The sequence below is a fragment of the Nannocystis pusilla genome, assembly GCF_026626665.1.
GTDB lineage: Bacteria > Myxococcota_A > Polyangia > Nannocystales > Nannocystaceae > Nannocystis > Nannocystis pusilla.
In genome coordinates, this window is record NZ_JAPNKE010000002.1 from 6608914 (window position 1) to 6626431 (window position 17518).

Consider the following 17518-nt stretch of genomic DNA (forward strand, 5'->3'; position numbering starts at 1 on the left):
ACGGCGATGACCGCCGACGCCCGCCTCGCCGAATTCCCCGTCATTCGCCGCTGGCCGGTCGCGTGGGGCGACCAGGACACCTTCGCGCACGTCAACAACGTCGTGTATTTCCGCTGGTTCGAGTCGGTGCGGATCGCCTTCTTTGAAGAGATTCGCTGGACCCGCGGCGGCCACACCGGCGGGGTCGGCCCGATCCTCGCCTCGACCTCCTGCACCTTCAAATCCCCTCACGTATCCGGACACCGTCATCCTCGCGGCCAGGGCCGAGGACATCGGCGACGATCGCTTCACCATGCGCTACCGGATCGTCAGCGAGCGCCTCGATCGGGTCGCCGCCGAAGGCGAGGGCCGGATCGTCAGCTTCGACTACGACGCCGGCGCGAAGGCCCCGCTACCTCCGGAGATCCGCGCGGCGCTCCTGGCCCTCTCCTCGTGAGCCTCGAAACACGAGACCTGTCCCAAGGGACATCGACTCCCCTCGTCGCATCGAACCGGGCGCCCCGCGGAGCGCCCGGCGCGGGGCTCACGACTGCACGTGGTTCGGTTCCATGAACACCACCTCCCAGTGGTGCCCATCGAGGTCGTAGAACGCGCGGTAGTACATGAACCCGTGGTCCTTGGGCTCGCCGATCGCCCTGCCGCCGTGCTCGATCGCGGTGTTCACCAGTTGGTCGACCTCCGCGCGGCTGCAGGCCGACAGCGCGAACAGGCCCTCCAGGTGCGTGCGCGTGTCGCAGATCTCGCGCGCGGTGAAGTCCTTGAAGCGGTCCTCGGTCATCAGCATGAAGAAGGCCTCTTCGCTGACGATCATGCAGGTCGCCTTCTCGTCGGTGAACTGGGGGTTGAACGCGAACCCCAGCCTGGTGAAGAAGTCGACGGTGCGCTTGAGATCGCGGACGGCCAGGTTGACGAACAGCTTGCGCGAGTTGGTGACTGCCATGTGGTTCCTCCTTGAAGGTTCTGGGCCATGGACCGAAGTCGCTCCGTGAACTCATCGGTCGTTCGCAAAAACTTTTCATGGTTCCAGCGCCGGCGGCAGCCCGAAGCGCGGGAACAACGCGGCGGTGTCGAGGAACGAATTGAAGCCGACGATCTGTTCGCCGGCCGTCTCGAGCACGATGAGCGCCCACGCGGTGTGGCCGCCCGCGGGGTCGGGCCGGTACTGCCCGAACGCCAGCGACCCCGAGGCCGCGGTGGGCACGAGCCGCGACCCGCGGCAGCCGGCGCCGCGGCCCGACAGCCAGGTGCGAATCGTCGGCAGCCCGCGCAGCCACAGCGAGAACGGCGGCATCGACAGCGTCGCGTCCTGGTGGAGCAGGCTCGACAGCGCGTCCATGTCGTAGCGCTCGAACGCGTCGACGAACCGCTCGAGCAGCTGCGACTGGGCCGCCGACAGCGACGCGCGCCCGCTGCCGACCCCGCGGCTCGCCATCGTCGCGCGGGCCCGTTGCAGCGCGCTGTTGACCGCCGCCACCGACGTCTCGAGGCTGCCCGCGACCTCCGCCGCCGGCCAGCCGAGCACCTCGGTGAGCAGCAGCACCGCCCGCTGCTTCGGCGGCAGGTGTTGCAGCGCCGCCACGAACGCCAGGCGGATGCTCTCGCGCAGGCTGGCGCGCTCGTACGGGTCGGCGTCGGCCGGCAACGCGAGGACGTCGGGGATCGGCTCGACCCACTGCTCGCCCGGCAGGGACACCAGCGCGTCGTCGACCGTGCCCATCGGCCCGAGCTCCATCGGCCGCGCCCGCCGCGAGCGCCGGCTCAGCGCGTCCAGGCACACGCGCGTGGCGATCCGGTACAGCCAGGTGCGCAGCGCCGACCGACCTTCGAAGCGATCGAGCGCCCGCCAGGCTCGCACCATCGTCTCCTGCACCGCGTCGTCGGCCTCCGCGGCCGAGCCGAGCATGCGGTAGCAGTGACCGGTGAGCGCCGAGCGGTGCTGCTCGAGATCGTTCGCCGTCGCGTGCGGGCTGGCGACATCGTTCATCGCCGCCGAGGTGTACCAGGCCCGCCCGCCCCGGCAAAGCGCCCTGAAGCCGCCGGCACCCGCCGACTATCGCGGCAACGAAGTAGCGACTCGGAGCGACGCGACGGCTCCCGCTCCCGACTCGAATGCCACCCCGTGGACCCACCGCCTCCTCGCGGACGGCCGCGAGCTCGCCGAGCCGATCACGGGCGCCGACGCGGGCGATCCGCCGCGTCCCGCTGCTCGCCGAGCCCCGCGATCTGTCTTCGAACTGCGCGTCCGCCATCGGCCTCCCGCCGTGGATTCGTCCCATCCTCGCCCGGCGCTCGCGGCGTCACGCACGGCCGCACCTGCCGAGCTCGGCCCGTGGCCAACACTCCCACGCGACCGTCAAACCACCCGAGCACGCAACCTGTCCCTCGAGACATCCTGCCCCCGGACCTCGGCCTTCATCGACGTCGCAACCTGTCCCTCGAGACATCCTCTCCTGGCCACCCCGTGCGCCTCGGGCCATCTCCGCCTTTGACTTGTTAGAACCTGTCTCTGGAGACATCCCGCCCGCGCCCCGCCCGCGCTCGCGGCGCGGCGCGTCTGCGCGCCTGCGGCCCCGGGCCGGCCGACTCTGCCGTTCGCCCCGCCCGCACCTGCGCGGGCTGACCGCCGGCGGCCGGCCGGCTACAGTCGTCGCATGCGTCCCATTGGCTTACTGCTGTGCGTCTCGGCCTGCACCCTCGACAACCCGGCCTTCACCGTCAGCGACACCGAAGTCGGCAGCGCCAGCTCCGCCGCGAGCGCCGACCCGACGCGGCCGACGACCACGACGAGCGCATCGACCACCACGAGCACCGACCCGGACCCGACCGGCTCGACCACCAGCCCGGCCACCACCGCGAACGTCAGCGACAGCGACGTCACCACTGACCCGCCGGCGACCTCGAGCTCCACCACCGACGCGACCACGACCACCACCGACCCGCAGCCGATGACCACCGTCACCAGCGACACCGGGGACCCGGTGGCGTGCGGCAGCATCGACGTGACGGGACCGCAGCTCCCGCTCCTGCTCGCCGAGGACAACGCGTCGCCCCCCGCCGCCGAATGCATGGCCTGGCAGGGCAAGGATTACTCCGGCCGGCTCGAGGCCACCCCCGCCGGCTTCAAGCTGGTGGAGACCGAGGACTGCCCGTCGAGCGAGGTGCCGGGCCAGGGCTTCGTGTTCCCGCTCTCGCTGGGACTGGAACCTCCGGCGCACAACTTCGAGTGCGTCAAGCTCCGCTTCGCCATTCACCAGGGCACCGAAGACTGCCTGGTCACCGGCCTCACGGTCGCGCACGCCGGCGTGCCCGTCATCACCGCCAGCTTCGGCCAGACCCTGTACGACCCCAACATGCCGTACCAGGTCGGCTTCAAGCCGACCGGCATGTGCGGGAGCTGCCCGGACTGCTGCGCCCCGGAGCCCGACCCCGACGTCTACACCTTCGAGCTGGACAACAAGCCGATCGCCCAGGGCGAGCAGCTGCAGTTCCTGGTCGAGGGCAAAAAGCACCTGTTCCGCAACCTGCGCTCGCACATCCACTCGCCCGAGTGCCAGCAGCTCGGCCCGCCCGAGTGGCTGCACTTCGACTGGGTGGTCCTCCGCCTCGACTGAGCCGACGACCGCGGGCGATCGCAGCGCCGCGGATCGTCGGATGCACTTCGAGCCGGCGCGCCTCAATCGATCGGGTGCATCGCCCCGCGGATCGTCTGGTGCACCACCTGCGCGCCGACCTCGAGCCGGCGAGCGATGTCCTCCATCACGTGGAGCTCCTCCTCGCTGACCGAGCCGTCGGCGGCGGCGACGATCGTGAGGTGCTGGATCAGCTGGGCGCGGTTGCGCAGCGGCACCTCGAGGGCGGCCTGGATCCGCCCGTCCAGGTCGCCGAGCAGCTTGGGCACGTCGGTCGGCTCGTCGGCGTGGTCCGAGCCGAGCAGGCGCCCGAGCGCCTCGAGCTCGGAGGCCTCGACCCCGCCCGACGCGGCCGCCACCGCCAGCCCCGCGGTGTACAGCAGCCGCCGCAGCGTGTCCGAGGTCTGGTTCTTCTCCTCGAGGTACGACGGCTCCATCAGCTGCAGGTCGCGCTCGATCACCTGCTCGACGTCCTCGAGCGCCCACGCGCTGTCGGTGCTGCGGCCCAGCGCCTCGAGGTACGGCTCCGAGCGGCTGAACGCCCACACCGCGCGCACGCGCACCGGGTTGTACGGGTGCGTGCTGAAGCAGTCGAGCGTGTCCTCGTCGTACTCCTTCTCGCGCGCCTCCGGGGCCGAGGCCAGGCTCTCGACCTGGCGGGCGAAGGTCGCCAGGTCGGGCCGCACGCGCTCGCTGGCCATGCCGCTGGCGAGCTTGAAGAAGCCGCTGGCGGCCGCCTCCGGGTCGCCGGCGCACAGCAGGCCGATGCGGTCGGCCGACAGCTCGGCGCTGCGGCACCACGCGTACAGCCGCAGCGACGTCGGCCGCGAGACGAACGGGATCCCCAGCTCCTCGATGGTCGCGGTGATCGGCATCGGCAGGCCGTAGTGGTCGAACACCGCGTGCCCGAGCTCGTGACCGATCACGAACCGCAGCTCGGCCGGCGTGAACGCCTCGAGCAGCCGGCTCGACAGCGTCAAGACCGTCGGGCCCTTGACCTCGCGGTAGCAGGTCGCGTTGAACTGGTGCTCGGGCGTCACGTACACCTCGACCGGCGACTCGTAGCCGAGCATCTCCTTGCACTGCGCCACGGTGTCGGCGATCTCCGGCGACATCGACCGCGTCAGTCGCAGCGTCGAGCTCAGCAGGTTGCGCCGGTAGCCGTAGCCCTTGCCGCCGCGCCACTCGCGGAGCTTGGCCAGGGCCTTGCGCACCCCGAAGTCCTGCATCACCTCGTCGCGCAGCTGCTGCTCGCGCCGGACCTGGAACTGCCGCGGATCAATGCGCATCACTTCACCTCTCGGATCACACCTGTCTACACGCACGAAGCGCGCCGCCCGGACCGCCTGTCGGCTCCGGGTCGGCGCGCCGCGCTACCTGCTCACGCCATCACGCGCGGGCATACTTGAGCGTCAACACCTCGAGGATCTTGGTCGCCAGGCTGTCCTCGACGTTGAGCACGCGCTGCATCGCCTCGAGCATCGCGTCCTCTTGCTCGTCGACGTCGCCGCTCGACATCGCGATGTCCGCCGCCAGCAGGTACGCCTTGTTCTTGACCAGCTGCGACGACAGGTCCCCGAGCGCCTTGACCGAGTCCTTCAGGTTGGGGAAGCGCTTCAGGATCTTCACCGCCTCCTGATACACGTCGCCGAACTCCTTGCCCTCGAACTCGGGCAACTGGGCGAAGTAGCTCTCGACGGTGGGCAGCTCCGCCTCGTCGAAGCTCCCGTCGGCGCCGCACATCAGCAGCATCCCGTGGAGCAAGAGGGCGTCGTCGGTGGGCTTCTTCTGCGGCGTCACTTTGCCGGTCAGTTTGGACAGCAGACCCATGAGGTAGTCACTCCTTGATCCCGCAGCGCGGGCGCAGGAAGTGTCGGCGAGGCGACCGCCGCGTACAAGGGTTTCCCGGCGCCGCCGCGTCGGTCGCCAGATTTTCTGAAGAACATCGTTCAAAGGCCAATGGACCGGCTTTTCGAGATCCGGGCCGGACCCGGCGCGGGCGGCCCGACAGGCCGACGCCGCCGCGACTCGCCGCAAAACCGCGTATCGGCGAGACCTCGCCCGGACCCCTGCACACGCAACGACCCGCCGGCCGGGCGCAGATCTCGCCCGCGGACGAAGGTCCGCGGCGCGACCGACCCGCGGCGGGAAGGCGGCGACCGAACCCCGCCTCGTGGACCCGGGCTCGCCGCGGACCCGCGAGAGCGGCCGCCCCGACGGACCTGCGCCCTCTCCTCTCCGGAGCGACCGCCGACCCGCCCACGCGCGCCCTCGCGGTCGTGGCCGCGCGCCGCCGGCGTGGCGCACTCGACGCCCCGAGGTTGCGTAAGCATTCGTTCATCTTTCTCGGCGCGCCGCCGACGGTCGCAGCGGCGGTCTGCGAGACCCTCTCGCGCCGCGGAGCCGCGCATGTCCCGTGCGGCCGCCACGTCGCCCGACGGCCGCGGGCCTGCGTGCCGGCCGTGGTGACGCATGGCCCCGTCACGCGCACCTCGTCGCCGGCGCGGCGGGGCCTGTGCTCGCGCACTCGACCGGAGACGATTCCCGGCCAGCGTTCGCCGCGCCGTCGGGCCCGCTCGGGCGCGGAGCGCCGCGCGCTCATTCTGCCAGCGACGACGCAGCGACCCCCACCCGGCGGTACGCGGCGCAGCGGCCCGGATCGCGGCCGTTCGGGGGTATGAAGCTGCGCGCGGTCGACGGTGAATTCTTCGTCATGCGCTCGTGCCCGGCCCTGTCTATGGGCACGCTCGAGTCCACGGACGCCGTCCGAGGCGCGCCGTATTTGGCCGGCGAACATCGTTGGATTCGTCACTGCTCGGCCAGGGAGACCCTCGACAATGACCACACCAGACGCCGCGCTCGCGCACGGCCCCCGCGATCGCCTTCGTCACGCGTTAGGGCGGGCGGCTCAATGGTTGCCGATCCAGGCCCCGCTCGAGGTCTTCGTCCACAACAACCTGCTGGTCGCGTTCCAGCACCTGCCGTTCCACCAGGCGATGCTGGCCGCGCGCCGCAAGCTCGGCGTGCGCGGCTACTTCCCCGAGGATCGCTACCGGCAGGAGCACGCGGCCGGCCGGATCACCGAGGCCGACCTCGACGCGGTGTTCGCCGACGAGCCGCTGTCCGACGAGCCGCTGGTCCCCGGCTTCCCGTCGGCGCGCGCGGTGGCCCGCACCGTCACCCGCTACAGCATCGGCGCCGAGACGCCGGCCGACCTGCACTGGAAGATCGTCGAGGAGCAGGCGACCACGTACTTCGCCGCCGACACCGGCGAGGACGCCCGCAACGCCATCCTCGCCGCCACCGCCGACTGGCTGCAGCCGCAGCTGGCCCACCTGCAAGGCCACGAGGCCGAGCTCGCGGCGCACATCGTCGGCCGCCCGCCGTTCCGCACGCCGATGGCCGAGCTGACCGCGCTGCTCGGCGACCGCCTGCACGCGGCGGCGTTCGCCGAGCGCCGCGAGCCGGTGGCCGTGCGCGCGCTGTGGACCGCCTGCGTCGACGCCTGCGCCCACTACGCCGGCATGCCGGTGATCGGCGCGCGCAAGCTGTGGACCCACCGCGAGCTGCTGCGCGCCTGCAGCGACATCGACGCCAACGACCTGGTGCACCCGGTGCTGATCCCGCTGTGCGCGGCGTTCCTCGACCGCGGGCAGTCGCACTGGGCGATGCCCGACCGCGGCGACGGGTTCTTCCTCGCGTGGCTGCGGATCAAGCAGGCCGGCGTGTCGATCCGCCCGAGCTGGCTCGGCGGAGCGGCGAAGCGGATGAAGGACTGGCAGACCCGCAAGGTGACGGCCGAGGACGCCGCGCTCGAGCTGCTGGCGGAGCTCGGCGTCGAGCCCGACGAGTACGAGGCCTACGTCGAGCGCACCCTGCTGCAGCTGCCCGGCTGGTCCGGCATGTTCCACCGGCTCGAGCACGCGCCGGGCCCGATCGGCCGCTCGCGCGCCAAGGTCGAGCTGCTCGACTTCCTCGCGGTGCGCCTCGCCCTCGACCTGTTCGCCTTCCGCGACATCGCCCGCCAGGTCGGGCACGACGGGCCGGCGGCGCAGATCCGCCGCTACTGCGCCCGCCTGCCGCAGATCGCCCCGCCCTCCGTCCGCGGCCCGCACGACACCGCCTGGCCGCTGTTCCAGCTGGCCCAGCACGCCGGCATCGGCGCGCCGACGATCCGCGCCGCCGGCCGCGGCGAGATCGACACCCTCGTCGCGTTCCTCGACCGCCACGACGACATGACCCGCATGCGCCTGTGGCACGAGGCCTACGAGCGCCACTACCGGGTCTCGCTGCTCGACGCGGTGGCGGCCAACGCCCGCGTGGCCAGCATGCCCAAGGTGGCCCCGCGGTTCCAGGTGATGCTGTGCCTCGACGACCGCTTCGAGTCGTCGCGCCGCTACCTCGAAGAGATTTCGCCGGAGGTCGAGACCTACGGCGGCCCGGGCTTCTTCGGCGTGGCGTTCGCCTATCAGGGCATCGACGACCCGCGCACCTTCCCGCTGTGCCCGGTGATCGTCACCCCGCAGCACCGCATCGACGAGGTCGTGCTGACGCAGCAGTTCGACCTCGCCCAGCTGCGCAAGCAGCGGCTGCAGCGGATCGCCCGCGCGCGCGAGCTGTTCGGCCGGGCCTCGCGCTCGCTGTGGCTCGGCCTGCTCGTCAGCATCGTCACAGGCGTGTTCTCGGTGGTCCCGCTGCTGCTGTCGATCTTCGCCCCGCGCACCGCCGGGCGCCTGCGCCAGACGCTGCGCAAGAAGATCCTGCCCGAGCCGAAGACCCGCCTCACGCCGGCGCGCATCGGCCTCGACAAGGCCCCGGGCGACGACCTGCTGCCCGGCTTCTCGGTCGACGAGATGGCCGCCCGCGTCGCCTCGCTGCTCGAGAACCTCGGCATGACGAAGCGCTTCGGCAAGCTGATCGTCGCCCTCGGCCACGACACCTCGTCGGTCAACAACCCGCTGCTGGCCGCCTACTCGTGCGCCGCCTGCGGCGGCCGCAGCGGCGGGCCCAACGCGCGCTACCTGGCCCACATCGGCAACCGCCCCGACGTGCGCGAGCGGCTGGCCGAGCGCGGCATCGTCATCCCGGCCGACTCGGTGTTCGTCGCCGGGGTCTACGACACCTGCGCCGAGACGATCTCGTGGATCGACGAGGACCTGCTGCCGGCCTCGGCCCGCCGCGAGCTCGCCGACCTCAAGGTGATCCTCGACGAGATGTGCCGCCGCAACGCGATCGAGCGGGCCCGCCGGTTCGTGACCGCGCCGAAGCTCGACGGCCCCGCGGCGGCGAAGCGGCACGTCGAGGCCCGCGCGGTCGACCTCGGCGAGCCGCGCGCCGAGCTCGGCCACGCCACCTGCGCCTGCAGCATCGTCGGCCGGCGCGAGCTGACCTACGGCCTGTTCCTCGACCGCCGCTGCCTGCTGATCTCCTACGACCCCACGCAGGACCCCGACCACAAGATCTTGGAGCGCACCCTCGCCGCCACCTCGCCGGTCGGCGCCGGCATCGCCCTCGACTACTACTGCTCGAGCGTCGACCCCGAGAAGCTCGGCTCCGGCACCAAGCTGCCGCACAACGTCACCGCGCTGGCCGGGGTGATGAACGGCTCGTCGAGCGACCTGCGGACCGGCCTGCCGACCCAGGCGACCGAGATGCACGAGCCGATGCGGCTCGAGGTGATCGTCGAGGCGACCCCCGAGGTGCTGCAAGACATCCTCACCCGCCAGGCCGCGGTCGCCGAGCTGGTGCTGAACGAGTGGGTGCGGGTCACCGCGATCCACCCGGAGACGCGTCAGATGTGGACCTACGACGCCCGCTTCGGCTTCCGCGAGTACACGCCGCACCCGATCGAGCTGCCGGTGGTCGCCCGCTCCGAGGACTGGTGCGCCGGCCGCGTCGACTGCCTGGCGCCGGCCCGCGTCGTCACCCCCAACGAGGTGAAGCATGCTCCCTGATCTGCTGTCTGCCGGCTTCGCCCTGGCGCCGGTGTGGCCGGCGCTGGCGGCGATCGTGATCGCCCTGCTGCTGCTGCCGCGCACCCGCCCGTCGGAGCGCCTGGTCGCCCGCGTCACCACCGTCGCGGTGTGGCTCAGCCTGCTCAGCGCCGCCTGCGGGGTGCTGCTGCACCTGTCCCATGGGACAGTCGATTATCGGCTCGGCAACTGGTACGACGCCGCCGAGTACAGCTTCCCCCTGGTCATGCTGTTCGACGGCCTGTCGGCGGCGATGTCGGCGTTCGTCGCCCTCATCGTCCTGACGACGGTGCGGTTCTCGGTCACCTATCTCCACCGCGAGCCCGGCTTCATCCGCTTCTTCGTGCTCACCCTGTTCTTCGCCGCCGGCATGCAGTTGCTGGTTCTGGCCGGCAGCGTCGAGCTGCTGTTCATCGGCTGGGAGTTCGTCGGTCTCAGCTCGGTGCTGCTGGTCGCCTTCTTCCACGAGCGGGCCATGCCGGTGCAGGCGGCCCTGCGCGTGCTCGTCACCTACCGCGTGTGCGACATCGGCCTGCTGCTCGGCGCCGTCGGCCTGCACCACTGGCTCGGCACCACCGTGTGGGTCGACATCTTCGCCGCGCTGCCGAATCACAGCGGCACCGCGGCCGGCCTCGCGGTCGCGCTGGCGCTGGTGTTCGCGGCCATGGGCAAGTCGGCGCAGTTCCCGGTCGGCGGCTGGCTGCCGCGGGCGATGGAGGGCCCGACCGCCTCGTCCGCGGTGTTCTACGGCAGCCTCTCGGTCCACGCCGGCGTGTTCCTGCTGCTGCGCGCGGCGCCCTTGATCGAGCAGTCGTCGACGGCGCGGATCGTCCTGGTCGTGGTCGGCCTCGTGACCGCGGTGATCGCCGCGCTGAGCAGCCAGGTCAGCGCCGACGCCAAGTCGGCGGTGGCCCACGCGACCGCCAGCCAGGTCGGCCTGATGTTCGTCGAGTGCGGCCTCGGCTTCTACACCCTCGCCACGATCCACCTGATCGCCCACGCCACCCTGCGCTACTACCAGTTCTTGCGCACGCCCACGGCCCTGCACGACGCGCTGTGGCAGCAGGCCGCGCTCGGCCGCACCGACTCCGACGAGGCCGCCGCCCGCTGGGAGGGCGTGGCTCTGGTCCGCCGCCGCGCGCTCTACCGCCTCGCGCTCGAGCGGTTCGCCGTCGAGCCCGCGCTCGACCGCCTCGTCACCCGCCCGATCATGAACCTCTCCCGCCTGCTCGACCGCCTCGAGGGCGGCCTGCTCGCCCTGCACGGCCGCCAGCCCGAGGCCGGCACCGGCGCGCCCCTGCCCGTCATGGCGCCCGACATGAACGGCGCCATCGCCCCCTCGCCCGCCCTCGCGCCCGACCTGCCCGCGCCGGAGGCCCGCACATGACGCACGACCTCGTCGCCCTCGCGATCCCCCTGCTGTGGCTGTCCCCGCTGCTGGCCGCGTTCGTGGTCCAGTTCATGATCCGCGAGCCCACGCGCCAGCGCGACGTCGCCATCGGCGTCGCCTGGGTCGTGTTCGCCGTCGCCGTGGGCGCGTTCCTCCTCAACGGCTGGGACTCGCACTTCGACCGCGACGACCTCGAGTCGGGGCTGTTCCTGTCGCTGCGCTTTCACATGGCGGTCGACGGCCTCAACGCCCTGCTGCTGCCGATGACCGCCGCGATCGCGCTCGCCTCGCTGCTGTCGACCCCGCGCTCCGACCTGCGCGGCCACACGGCCGCGCGGATCCTCGCCGTCGAGGGCACCTTGCTCGGCTGCTTCCTCGCGCTCGACGCCGCCACCCTGTCGCTGTTCTGGGTCGGCTCGATGCTGCCGCTGTGGCAGGACACCCGGCGCAGCAAGTCGCGCCCGCTGCACCTCGTCATGACCCTCGCTATCGCCGGCACCACCTTGGCGCTGGTGGCCGCGCTGGTGCTCATGGCCCAGGCCGGGGCCGCCGGGTCCGCCTCGCCGTTCGACCTGCTGGCGCTGACCCAGGCCAGCACCTCGCTGCCGTCTTCCGTCGGGTGGTTGTTCTTGTTCGCTGCGCTGCTGCGCATGGGCATCTTCCCCCTGCACCTGTGGCTGACCGCGGCCGGCTGGCGCGCCCCCGGCTACTCGGCGATGCCGGCGCTGTTCACCTCGCTGGGCTCGTTCGGCCTGGCGCGCGTGGTCATGCCGCTGTTCCCGCGGCTGTGCGAGCAGGTGTCGACGCCGCTCGTGATCCTCGGCGCGATCACGGCCCTCTACGGCGCGGTCCTGGCGGTCGGGCAGTACGACCTGCGGCGCGTGATCAGCTACTTCTGGGTCAGCCAGATGGGCCTCGTGCTCACCGGTCTGGCCACGCTCAACGCCCCCGGCGTGTCGGGCGGGCTGCTGCAGGCGATGTCGTCGGTGGTCGAGGTCTGCGGCCTCATGCTCATCGCCCTCGAGGTCGAGGCCCGGGCCGGCACCACCGACATGCGCCTGCTCGGCGGCCTGGTCCGTCGCGCCCCGCGGCTCACCACCGGCTTCCTGCTGCTGTCGGCCTCCGCCGTCGGCTTCCCCGGCACGATCTCCTTCGTCGCCGAGGACCTGGCGATCCAGGGCCTCCTCTACGAGCACCAGCTTGCCGCCGCGCTCATGCTCGTCGTCACCGCGATCAACGGCGTCGCCCTGTTCAAGGCGTTCAAGCAGACCTTCCTCGGCCCCGGCTCGCAGCACGCCAAGGACCTGCGCTCCTTCGCCGACCTGCGCGGCTGGGAGTACCGCGCCTCGGTCGCTATGATGGCCACCCTGCTGATCGGCGGCCTCATGCCGCAGCCGCTGCTCGCCGTGCGCGCGGGCGTCGTCGACGCCCTGCAGAAGCTCGAGCCGGCCAAGGCCGTGGCGCACGCCGCCCCGGCGCACGACGACCACGACGACGACGATTGAGCCGGCGAGCCGGGCGAGCGGCCTGTCCCTTCGGACATGTCTCCGCCTGGAGACTCCGGCCGCTCCGGGGCGCCTCTCCCGCGCCCGACGACATGTCTCTTCGGACATGTCTATCGTCGGCCGCCTCGCATGCGCGCGCGCTTCCGCGTCCCTGCCGACGCGTGCATCCGCGCGTGGCCCGTCGCCGAGCGCCTCGTGATATCGTCGCGTCCGGAGGAGCGAGCGATGGCGCGGCGTCCCAACATCCTGCTGATCATGACCGACGAGGAGCGTTATCCGCCCTGTTACGAGGGCGACGCGCTGCGGACGTTCCGGCGCGAGCAGCTTCGGCCAGACCGCCCTGCGGGCCCGCGCCACCGAGTTCCACCGCCACTACGCCGCCTCCGTCGCCTGCGCGCCCAGCCGGGCCAGCCTGTTCACCGGCCATTATCCGACCCTCCACGGCGTCCGCGCCACCGACGGCGCCGCCAAGGCCGCCCGCGATCCCGACGTGTATTGGCTCGATCCGAACACCGTCCCGACCATGGGCCATTACTTCCGCGCCGCCGGCTATCGCACCTTCTACCGCGGCAAATGGCACGTCTCGCACGCCGACCTCGTCGCCCCCGACACCCATGAATCGCTGGCGAGCAGCGACGACGGCGGCGTCCCGCTCGTCGACACCACCGCCCTCTACGCCGCCAGCGAACGGCTCGCCCCCCACGGCTTCTCCGGGTGGATCGGCCCCGATCCGCACGGCGCCGCGCGCTCCAACTGCGGCCTCCTGCGCGACCCGCTGTTCGGCGACCAGGTCGAGGAGACGTTCGACGCGCTCGAGGCCGGGGACGACGCCGCCCCGTGGCTCGCCGTGGCCTCGTTCGTCAACCCGCACGACATCGTCCTGTTCGGGCTGCTGTGGCGCTCGTGGGGCTACGACCTGTTCGACGACAGCGTGCCCGAGATCGACGAGCCGCCGACCCAGGACGAGTCGCTGCGGACCAAGCCGGGCTGTCAGGCCGACTTCGTCGACAAGTACCGCAAGGTCTTCATCGCCCAGCCGCAGACCGCGAATTATCGCCGCTTCTATTATTTGCACAAGCTCGTCGACGCCCAGGTCGCTCGCGTGCTGCAGCGCCTGGCCGCCTCGCGCTTCGCCGACGACACCGTCGTCGTCTACACCTCCGATCACGGCGACATGCTCGGCGCCCACGGCGGCATGCATCAGAAGTGGCACAACGTCTATGACGAGAGCTGGCGCGTCCCGCTGCTGGTCGCCGGCCCCGGCATCCCGGCCGGGCGGCGCGTCGATCGGCCCACCTCGCACGTCGACCTGCTGCCGACCCTGCTCGGCCTCGCCGGGCTCGACGCCGCCGCGCTGGCCGCCGAGCTGGCGCGCACCCACAGCGAGGCGCAGCCGCTGCCCGGCCGCGACCTCTCGCCGCTGCTGCGCGGGGCCGCCGGCGACGACGCGCCGATCTACCTCATGACCGAGGACGAGGTCTCCGAGGGCCTCGACCAGACCACGACTCTCGGGTTCGCCTACGACGCCGTCGAGGAGCCGGCCAAGGTCGAGGCCGTGCTCGCCCGCCTCGACCCCGGCGGTCCGCTCTACAAGTACGCCCGCTACTACGAGCACTCGCAGATCGGCGCCGGCGACCCGCCGCGGCGTCAACGCGAGGAATTCGAGCTCTACGACCTCGACGCCGATCCGACCGAGATCGTCAACCTCGCGCACCGCAAGCACGACGATCGCGACACCCGCGCGACCCAGGCGCGGCTGGCGGCCCTGCTCGACGAGCTCCGGGCGCAGAAGGCCCTGCACCCGCGCCGTCGCGGCGCGGGGTGAATCACGCCCGCGACGGCGAAATCGCGACGAGCGGGCCCGGAAAGCCCGCGCCCGGGCGAATCGCGGCGCGCGACGAGCGGGCGCAGGAGGCCTCACACCCGCGCCGGCGCGGCTCGGGTTGAATCACGCCCGCGACGCGAATCGCGGCGGGCGACGAGCTAGCCGGTCCGGGCTCCCGCGCGCTCGTTGGCCGCGCGATGGAACGGGTTGGCGCGGCCGGAGGTGTCGCTGTCGGCCTGCCAGCGCGGCGTCCAGCGGACGATGCACCGGGCCGCGTGTTCGCCGGGGAACAGCGCCTCGAAGCGCTCGCGGTAGACGTACGCCTCCGCGGTCGCCGGCGTCGCGTACGGGAAGCGCTCCGCCGCCCGCGCCAGCTCGTGCGGACCGACCACGCGCTCGGCGTGCGTGCGCAACGCGTCGACCCAGCCGTAGCCGACGCCGTCGGAGAACTGCTCCTTCTGGCGCCACAGCACCGACGCCGGCAGCAGCGGATCGGCCTCGTCGGCGAACGCCTGGCGCAACACCCACTTCTCGATCCGCCCCTCGCCGCCGGGCCCCGCGCTGCGCGGCTGCTTGAGCTCGGGAGGCAGCGACATCGCCAGGTCGAGGAACGCCAGGTCGAGGAACGGCACCCGCGCCTCCACCCCGTGCGCCATCGTGCTCTTGTCGGCGCGCAGGACGTCGCTGAGGTGGAGGTTGGCGACGCGCGCCACGGTCTCGCGTCGCAGCTCCTCCGGATCTTCGGCGTAATAGAAATAGAGATAGCCGCCGAAGATCTCGTCGGAGCCCTCGCCCGATAGAACGACCTTGACCCCTCGGTCGCGGATATAGCGGCTCAGGAAATACATCGGGATGCTCGCCCGAATCGTCGGAATATCATAGGACTCGACGTGCCGGATGATGTCGTCGAGCGCGGCGATCCCGTCCTCCACCTGGAACAGGACCTCGTGATGCGTGGTGCCGAGGAACCGCGCGACCTCCCGGGCGGCGCGCAGGTCGGGCGCGTCCTTGTGCACGCCGATCGCGAAGCTGTGGACCTCCGCGCGAGGATCACGGGCCCGCACGAGCCGGGTCGCCAGGGCGGCGATCAGGCTCGAGTCGAGACCGCCCGACAACAAGAGACCCAGCGGCACGTCGCTCATCAGCCGCTTCTCGACCGCGTCGGTCAGCCGCTGGCGGAGCGCGGACGGGTCACCTGTCGCGCTCGCCTCGCCGCTCAGCCACGCGGGCGCGTACCAGCGGCGCAGGCCGCCGCGACCGGTCATGAGGTGGCCGGGCGGGAACACCTCGAACGACACGCAATTGTCGACCAGCGCCTTGAGCTCCGACGCGAACCACAGGTTGCCGGCGCGGTCGCGGCCGTAGTAGAGCGGCTTGATGCCGATCGGGTCGCGCGCGACCAGCCAATCGTCGCCGTGGACGGCGGCGAAGGCGAAGATCCCGTCGAGCGCCGCGACGCAGGCCTCGCCGCGCTCCTCGTAGAGATGGGCCAGGACCTCGCTGTCCGAGCCGCTGACGCAGGGACGGCCGGCGGCGGCGAGCTCGCGGGCGAGCGCGCGGAAGTTGTAGATCTCGCCGTTGTGGACCACCGCGGCGCCGTCCCGCCCGCGGATCGGCTGCTTGCCCTGCTCGGGGTCCATGATCGCGAGCCGTCGGTGACACAGCACCGCGCTGCCGAGGCGCATCCACAAGCCGCTGCCGTCGGGGCCGCGGTGGGCGAGCCGCCCCGCGGCTACCTCCGCCGCCGCCGCGACGTTCCCGTCGACATCGCCGAACACTGCAATGATCCCGCACATACCTGTCACCTCCGCTGCGCGTCGCGCAGGGCTCGCTGGAAGAAGAACTCGGGCTCGTCGCCGGCCGGACGCAGCTCGTCGAGCCAGGCGGCGCGCTCGTCGTACTCGGCGAGGAACGAGCGGCCGACCCACGCCGGGTCGCGCCCCTGCAGCATCCGCAGCGAGAAGCACGGCTTTCCGCCCGACTCGACCACGCCGTCGACCACGACCTTCCCCGGCGTGGCCGACATCGACGGCCCGCGGGCGGTGCGGCACAGACCGGACACCTGCCGCTGCGCGTCGCTGAAGATGCTCAGCGCCCGCGCCAGCGGGACCTTGAAGTACTCCTTCGGCCCGGTGTCGCGCTCGACGAACATGTAATACGGCACCGCGCCGAGCCGCACCTGCGCCCGCCACAGCTGCGCCCACACCTCCGGGTCGTCGTTGACCCGACAAATGAGCGGCGCCTGACAGCGGATGACCGCGCCCGTCGAGCGCACGCGGCGGATCGCCGTGGCCGCGGCCGGCGTCTCGAACTCGCGCGGGTGCGACGAGTGGGCCATCAGCGCCAGGTGCATGCCCCGCTCGGTGACCTCCTCGAACAGCCGCAACAGGTCGTCGGCGTCGGCGTCGGTGGTGAACCGGAACGGCCAGTACGCCAGCGCCTTGGTGCCGATCCGGATGCTGGTGAGCCCGGGCAGGCGGGCCTCCAGCAGCGGCTCGATCGTGCGGCGCAGCGCCGCCGTGCGCATCACCAGCGGATCGCCGCCCGTGATGAGCACGTCGGTCACGTCCGGATGACGGCGCAGGTACTCGACCAGCTGTTCGGACTCGCGGGCGGCGAACTTGAGGTCGTCGAGGCCGACGAACTGCGGCCAGCGAAAGCAGTACGTGCAGTAGGCGTGGCACGTCTGCCCCTGCGCCGGGAAGAACAGCACCGTCTCGCGGTACTTGTGCTGCATGCCGCGCACGGCCCGGCCGTCCAGGGTCGGCACGTTGAGCGTGATCTGGCCGGCCGGATGCGGGTTGAGGCCGCGCTGGATCCGCCGCACCGCCGCCTCGATCTCGCCGCCGGACGCCTCGGCGCGCAGCAGGTCGGCGACGACCTGCAGATCGGCGGGGTCCAGCATTCCGGGCTGGGGGAACGTCAATTGATAGATCGGATCGTCCGGGACGCGGCTCCAATCGATGAGCTCGTCGAGGACGTAGCGATTGACGCGAAACGGCAGCACCCGGGCCACCGCCGTCAGTTGCAGGCGGACATCGGGCGGGAGCGCGGCGATCTGCGGGATGGACGCGAAGTCGCGCAGCGTGATCGGAGAGTAGGTAGGTCGTGGCGGTGAGGAATCAAGCACGAGGCCTCCCGAGCTCGCGCGTATGAATGCGCGGCAAGGTGCATGAGCAAGGGATGTGCCAAGCGCC

At 71.8% G+C, this 17518-nt stretch carries 11 protein-coding genes and 1 pseudogene; 6 read left to right on the forward strand and 6 right to left on the reverse strand.

Going from position 1 to position 17518, the window contains the following annotated elements; genetic code table 11:
- The first annotated feature begins 6 nt into the window (after window positions 1-6).
- A pseudogene (locus OV079_RS29170) lies at window positions 7-436 on the forward strand (acyl-CoA thioesterase).
- An 87-nt stretch (window positions 437-523) separates the two neighbouring features.
- On the opposite strand, the gene OV079_RS29175 reads toward OV079_RS29170, so the two are convergent.
- Both OV079_RS29175 and OV079_RS29180 read right to left on the reverse strand, forming a co-directional pair.
- A complete protein-coding gene (locus OV079_RS29175; protein WP_267772230.1) occupies window positions 524-940 on the reverse strand; it encodes a VOC family protein in 417 nt (138 codons plus the stop codon).
- A gap of 75 nt (window positions 941-1015) precedes the next feature.
- Window positions 1016-1984 (reverse strand): sigma-70 family RNA polymerase sigma factor, encoded by a 969-nt coding sequence (locus OV079_RS29180; protein ID WP_267772231.1) that lies wholly within the window; start codon window positions 1982-1984, stop codon window positions 1016-1018.
- A gap of 667 nt (window positions 1985-2651) precedes the next feature.
- On the opposite strand from OV079_RS29180, the gene OV079_RS29185 reads away from it, so the two are divergent.
- Window positions 2652-3611 carry a hypothetical protein gene (locus OV079_RS29185; protein ID WP_267772232.1) on the forward strand — a complete coding sequence of 320 codons (960 nt, stop codon included), beginning with the start codon at window positions 2652-2654 and terminating at the stop codon, window positions 3609-3611.
- A gap of 62 nt (window positions 3612-3673) precedes the next feature.
- Here the strand turns inward: OV079_RS29185 and OV079_RS29190 are convergent, their stop codons facing one another.
- Together OV079_RS29190 and OV079_RS29195 are read right to left on the reverse strand one after the other, a co-directional pair.
- Window positions 3674-4918 (reverse strand): M48 family metallopeptidase, encoded by a 1245-nt coding sequence (locus OV079_RS29190; protein WP_267772233.1) that lies wholly within the window; start codon window positions 4916-4918, stop codon window positions 3674-3676.
- Window positions 4919-5018: 100 nt separating this feature from the next.
- Window positions 5019-5459 carry a tellurite resistance TerB family protein gene (locus OV079_RS29195; protein WP_267772234.1) on the reverse strand — a complete coding sequence of 147 codons (441 nt, stop codon included), beginning with the start codon at window positions 5457-5459 and terminating at the stop codon, window positions 5019-5021.
- A 1007-nt stretch (window positions 5460-6466) separates the two neighbouring features.
- Here OV079_RS29195 and OV079_RS29200 point away from each other — a divergent pair.
- From OV079_RS29200 to OV079_RS29215, 4 genes are all read left to right on the forward strand, one after another.
- Window positions 6467-9583 carry a DUF2309 domain-containing protein gene (locus OV079_RS29200; RefSeq protein ID WP_267772235.1) on the forward strand — a complete coding sequence of 1039 codons (3117 nt, stop codon included), beginning with the start codon at window positions 6467-6469 and terminating at the stop codon, window positions 9581-9583.
- Window positions 9573-10988: a proton-conducting transporter transmembrane domain-containing protein gene (locus tag OV079_RS29205; protein ID WP_267772236.1), complete on the forward strand. Its 1416-nt coding sequence runs from the start codon at window positions 9573-9575 to the stop codon at window positions 10986-10988. Before OV079_RS29200 ends, OV079_RS29205 begins: the two co-directional genes overlap by 11 nt.
- The gene (locus OV079_RS29210) at window positions 10985-12496 is read left to right on the forward strand and encodes a complex I subunit 4 family protein (RefSeq protein WP_267772237.1); all 1512 of its coding nucleotides are present in this window, start codon (window positions 10985-10987) and stop codon (window positions 12494-12496) included. The genes OV079_RS29205 and OV079_RS29210 overlap by 4 nt, the downstream gene beginning before the upstream one ends.
- A gap of 340 nt (window positions 12497-12836) precedes the next feature.
- Entirely contained in the window at window positions 12837-14321 is a 1485-nt protein-coding gene (locus OV079_RS29215) for a sulfatase-like hydrolase/transferase (protein WP_267778670.1), read from the forward strand.
- Window positions 14322-14479: 158 nt separating this feature from the next.
- On the opposite strand, the gene asnB is transcribed toward OV079_RS29215, so the two are convergent.
- Together asnB and OV079_RS29225 are read right to left on the reverse strand one after the other, a co-directional pair.
- Window positions 14480-16117 (reverse strand): asparagine synthase B, encoded by a 1638-nt coding sequence (asnB, locus tag OV079_RS29220; protein ID WP_267772238.1) that lies wholly within the window; start codon window positions 16115-16117, stop codon window positions 14480-14482.
- A 5-nt stretch (window positions 16118-16122) separates the two neighbouring features.
- Window positions 16123-17451 (reverse strand): KamA family radical SAM protein, encoded by a 1329-nt coding sequence (locus OV079_RS29225; protein ID WP_267772239.1) that lies wholly within the window; start codon window positions 17449-17451, stop codon window positions 16123-16125.
- Between the last annotated feature and the right edge of the window lie 67 nt (window positions 17452-17518).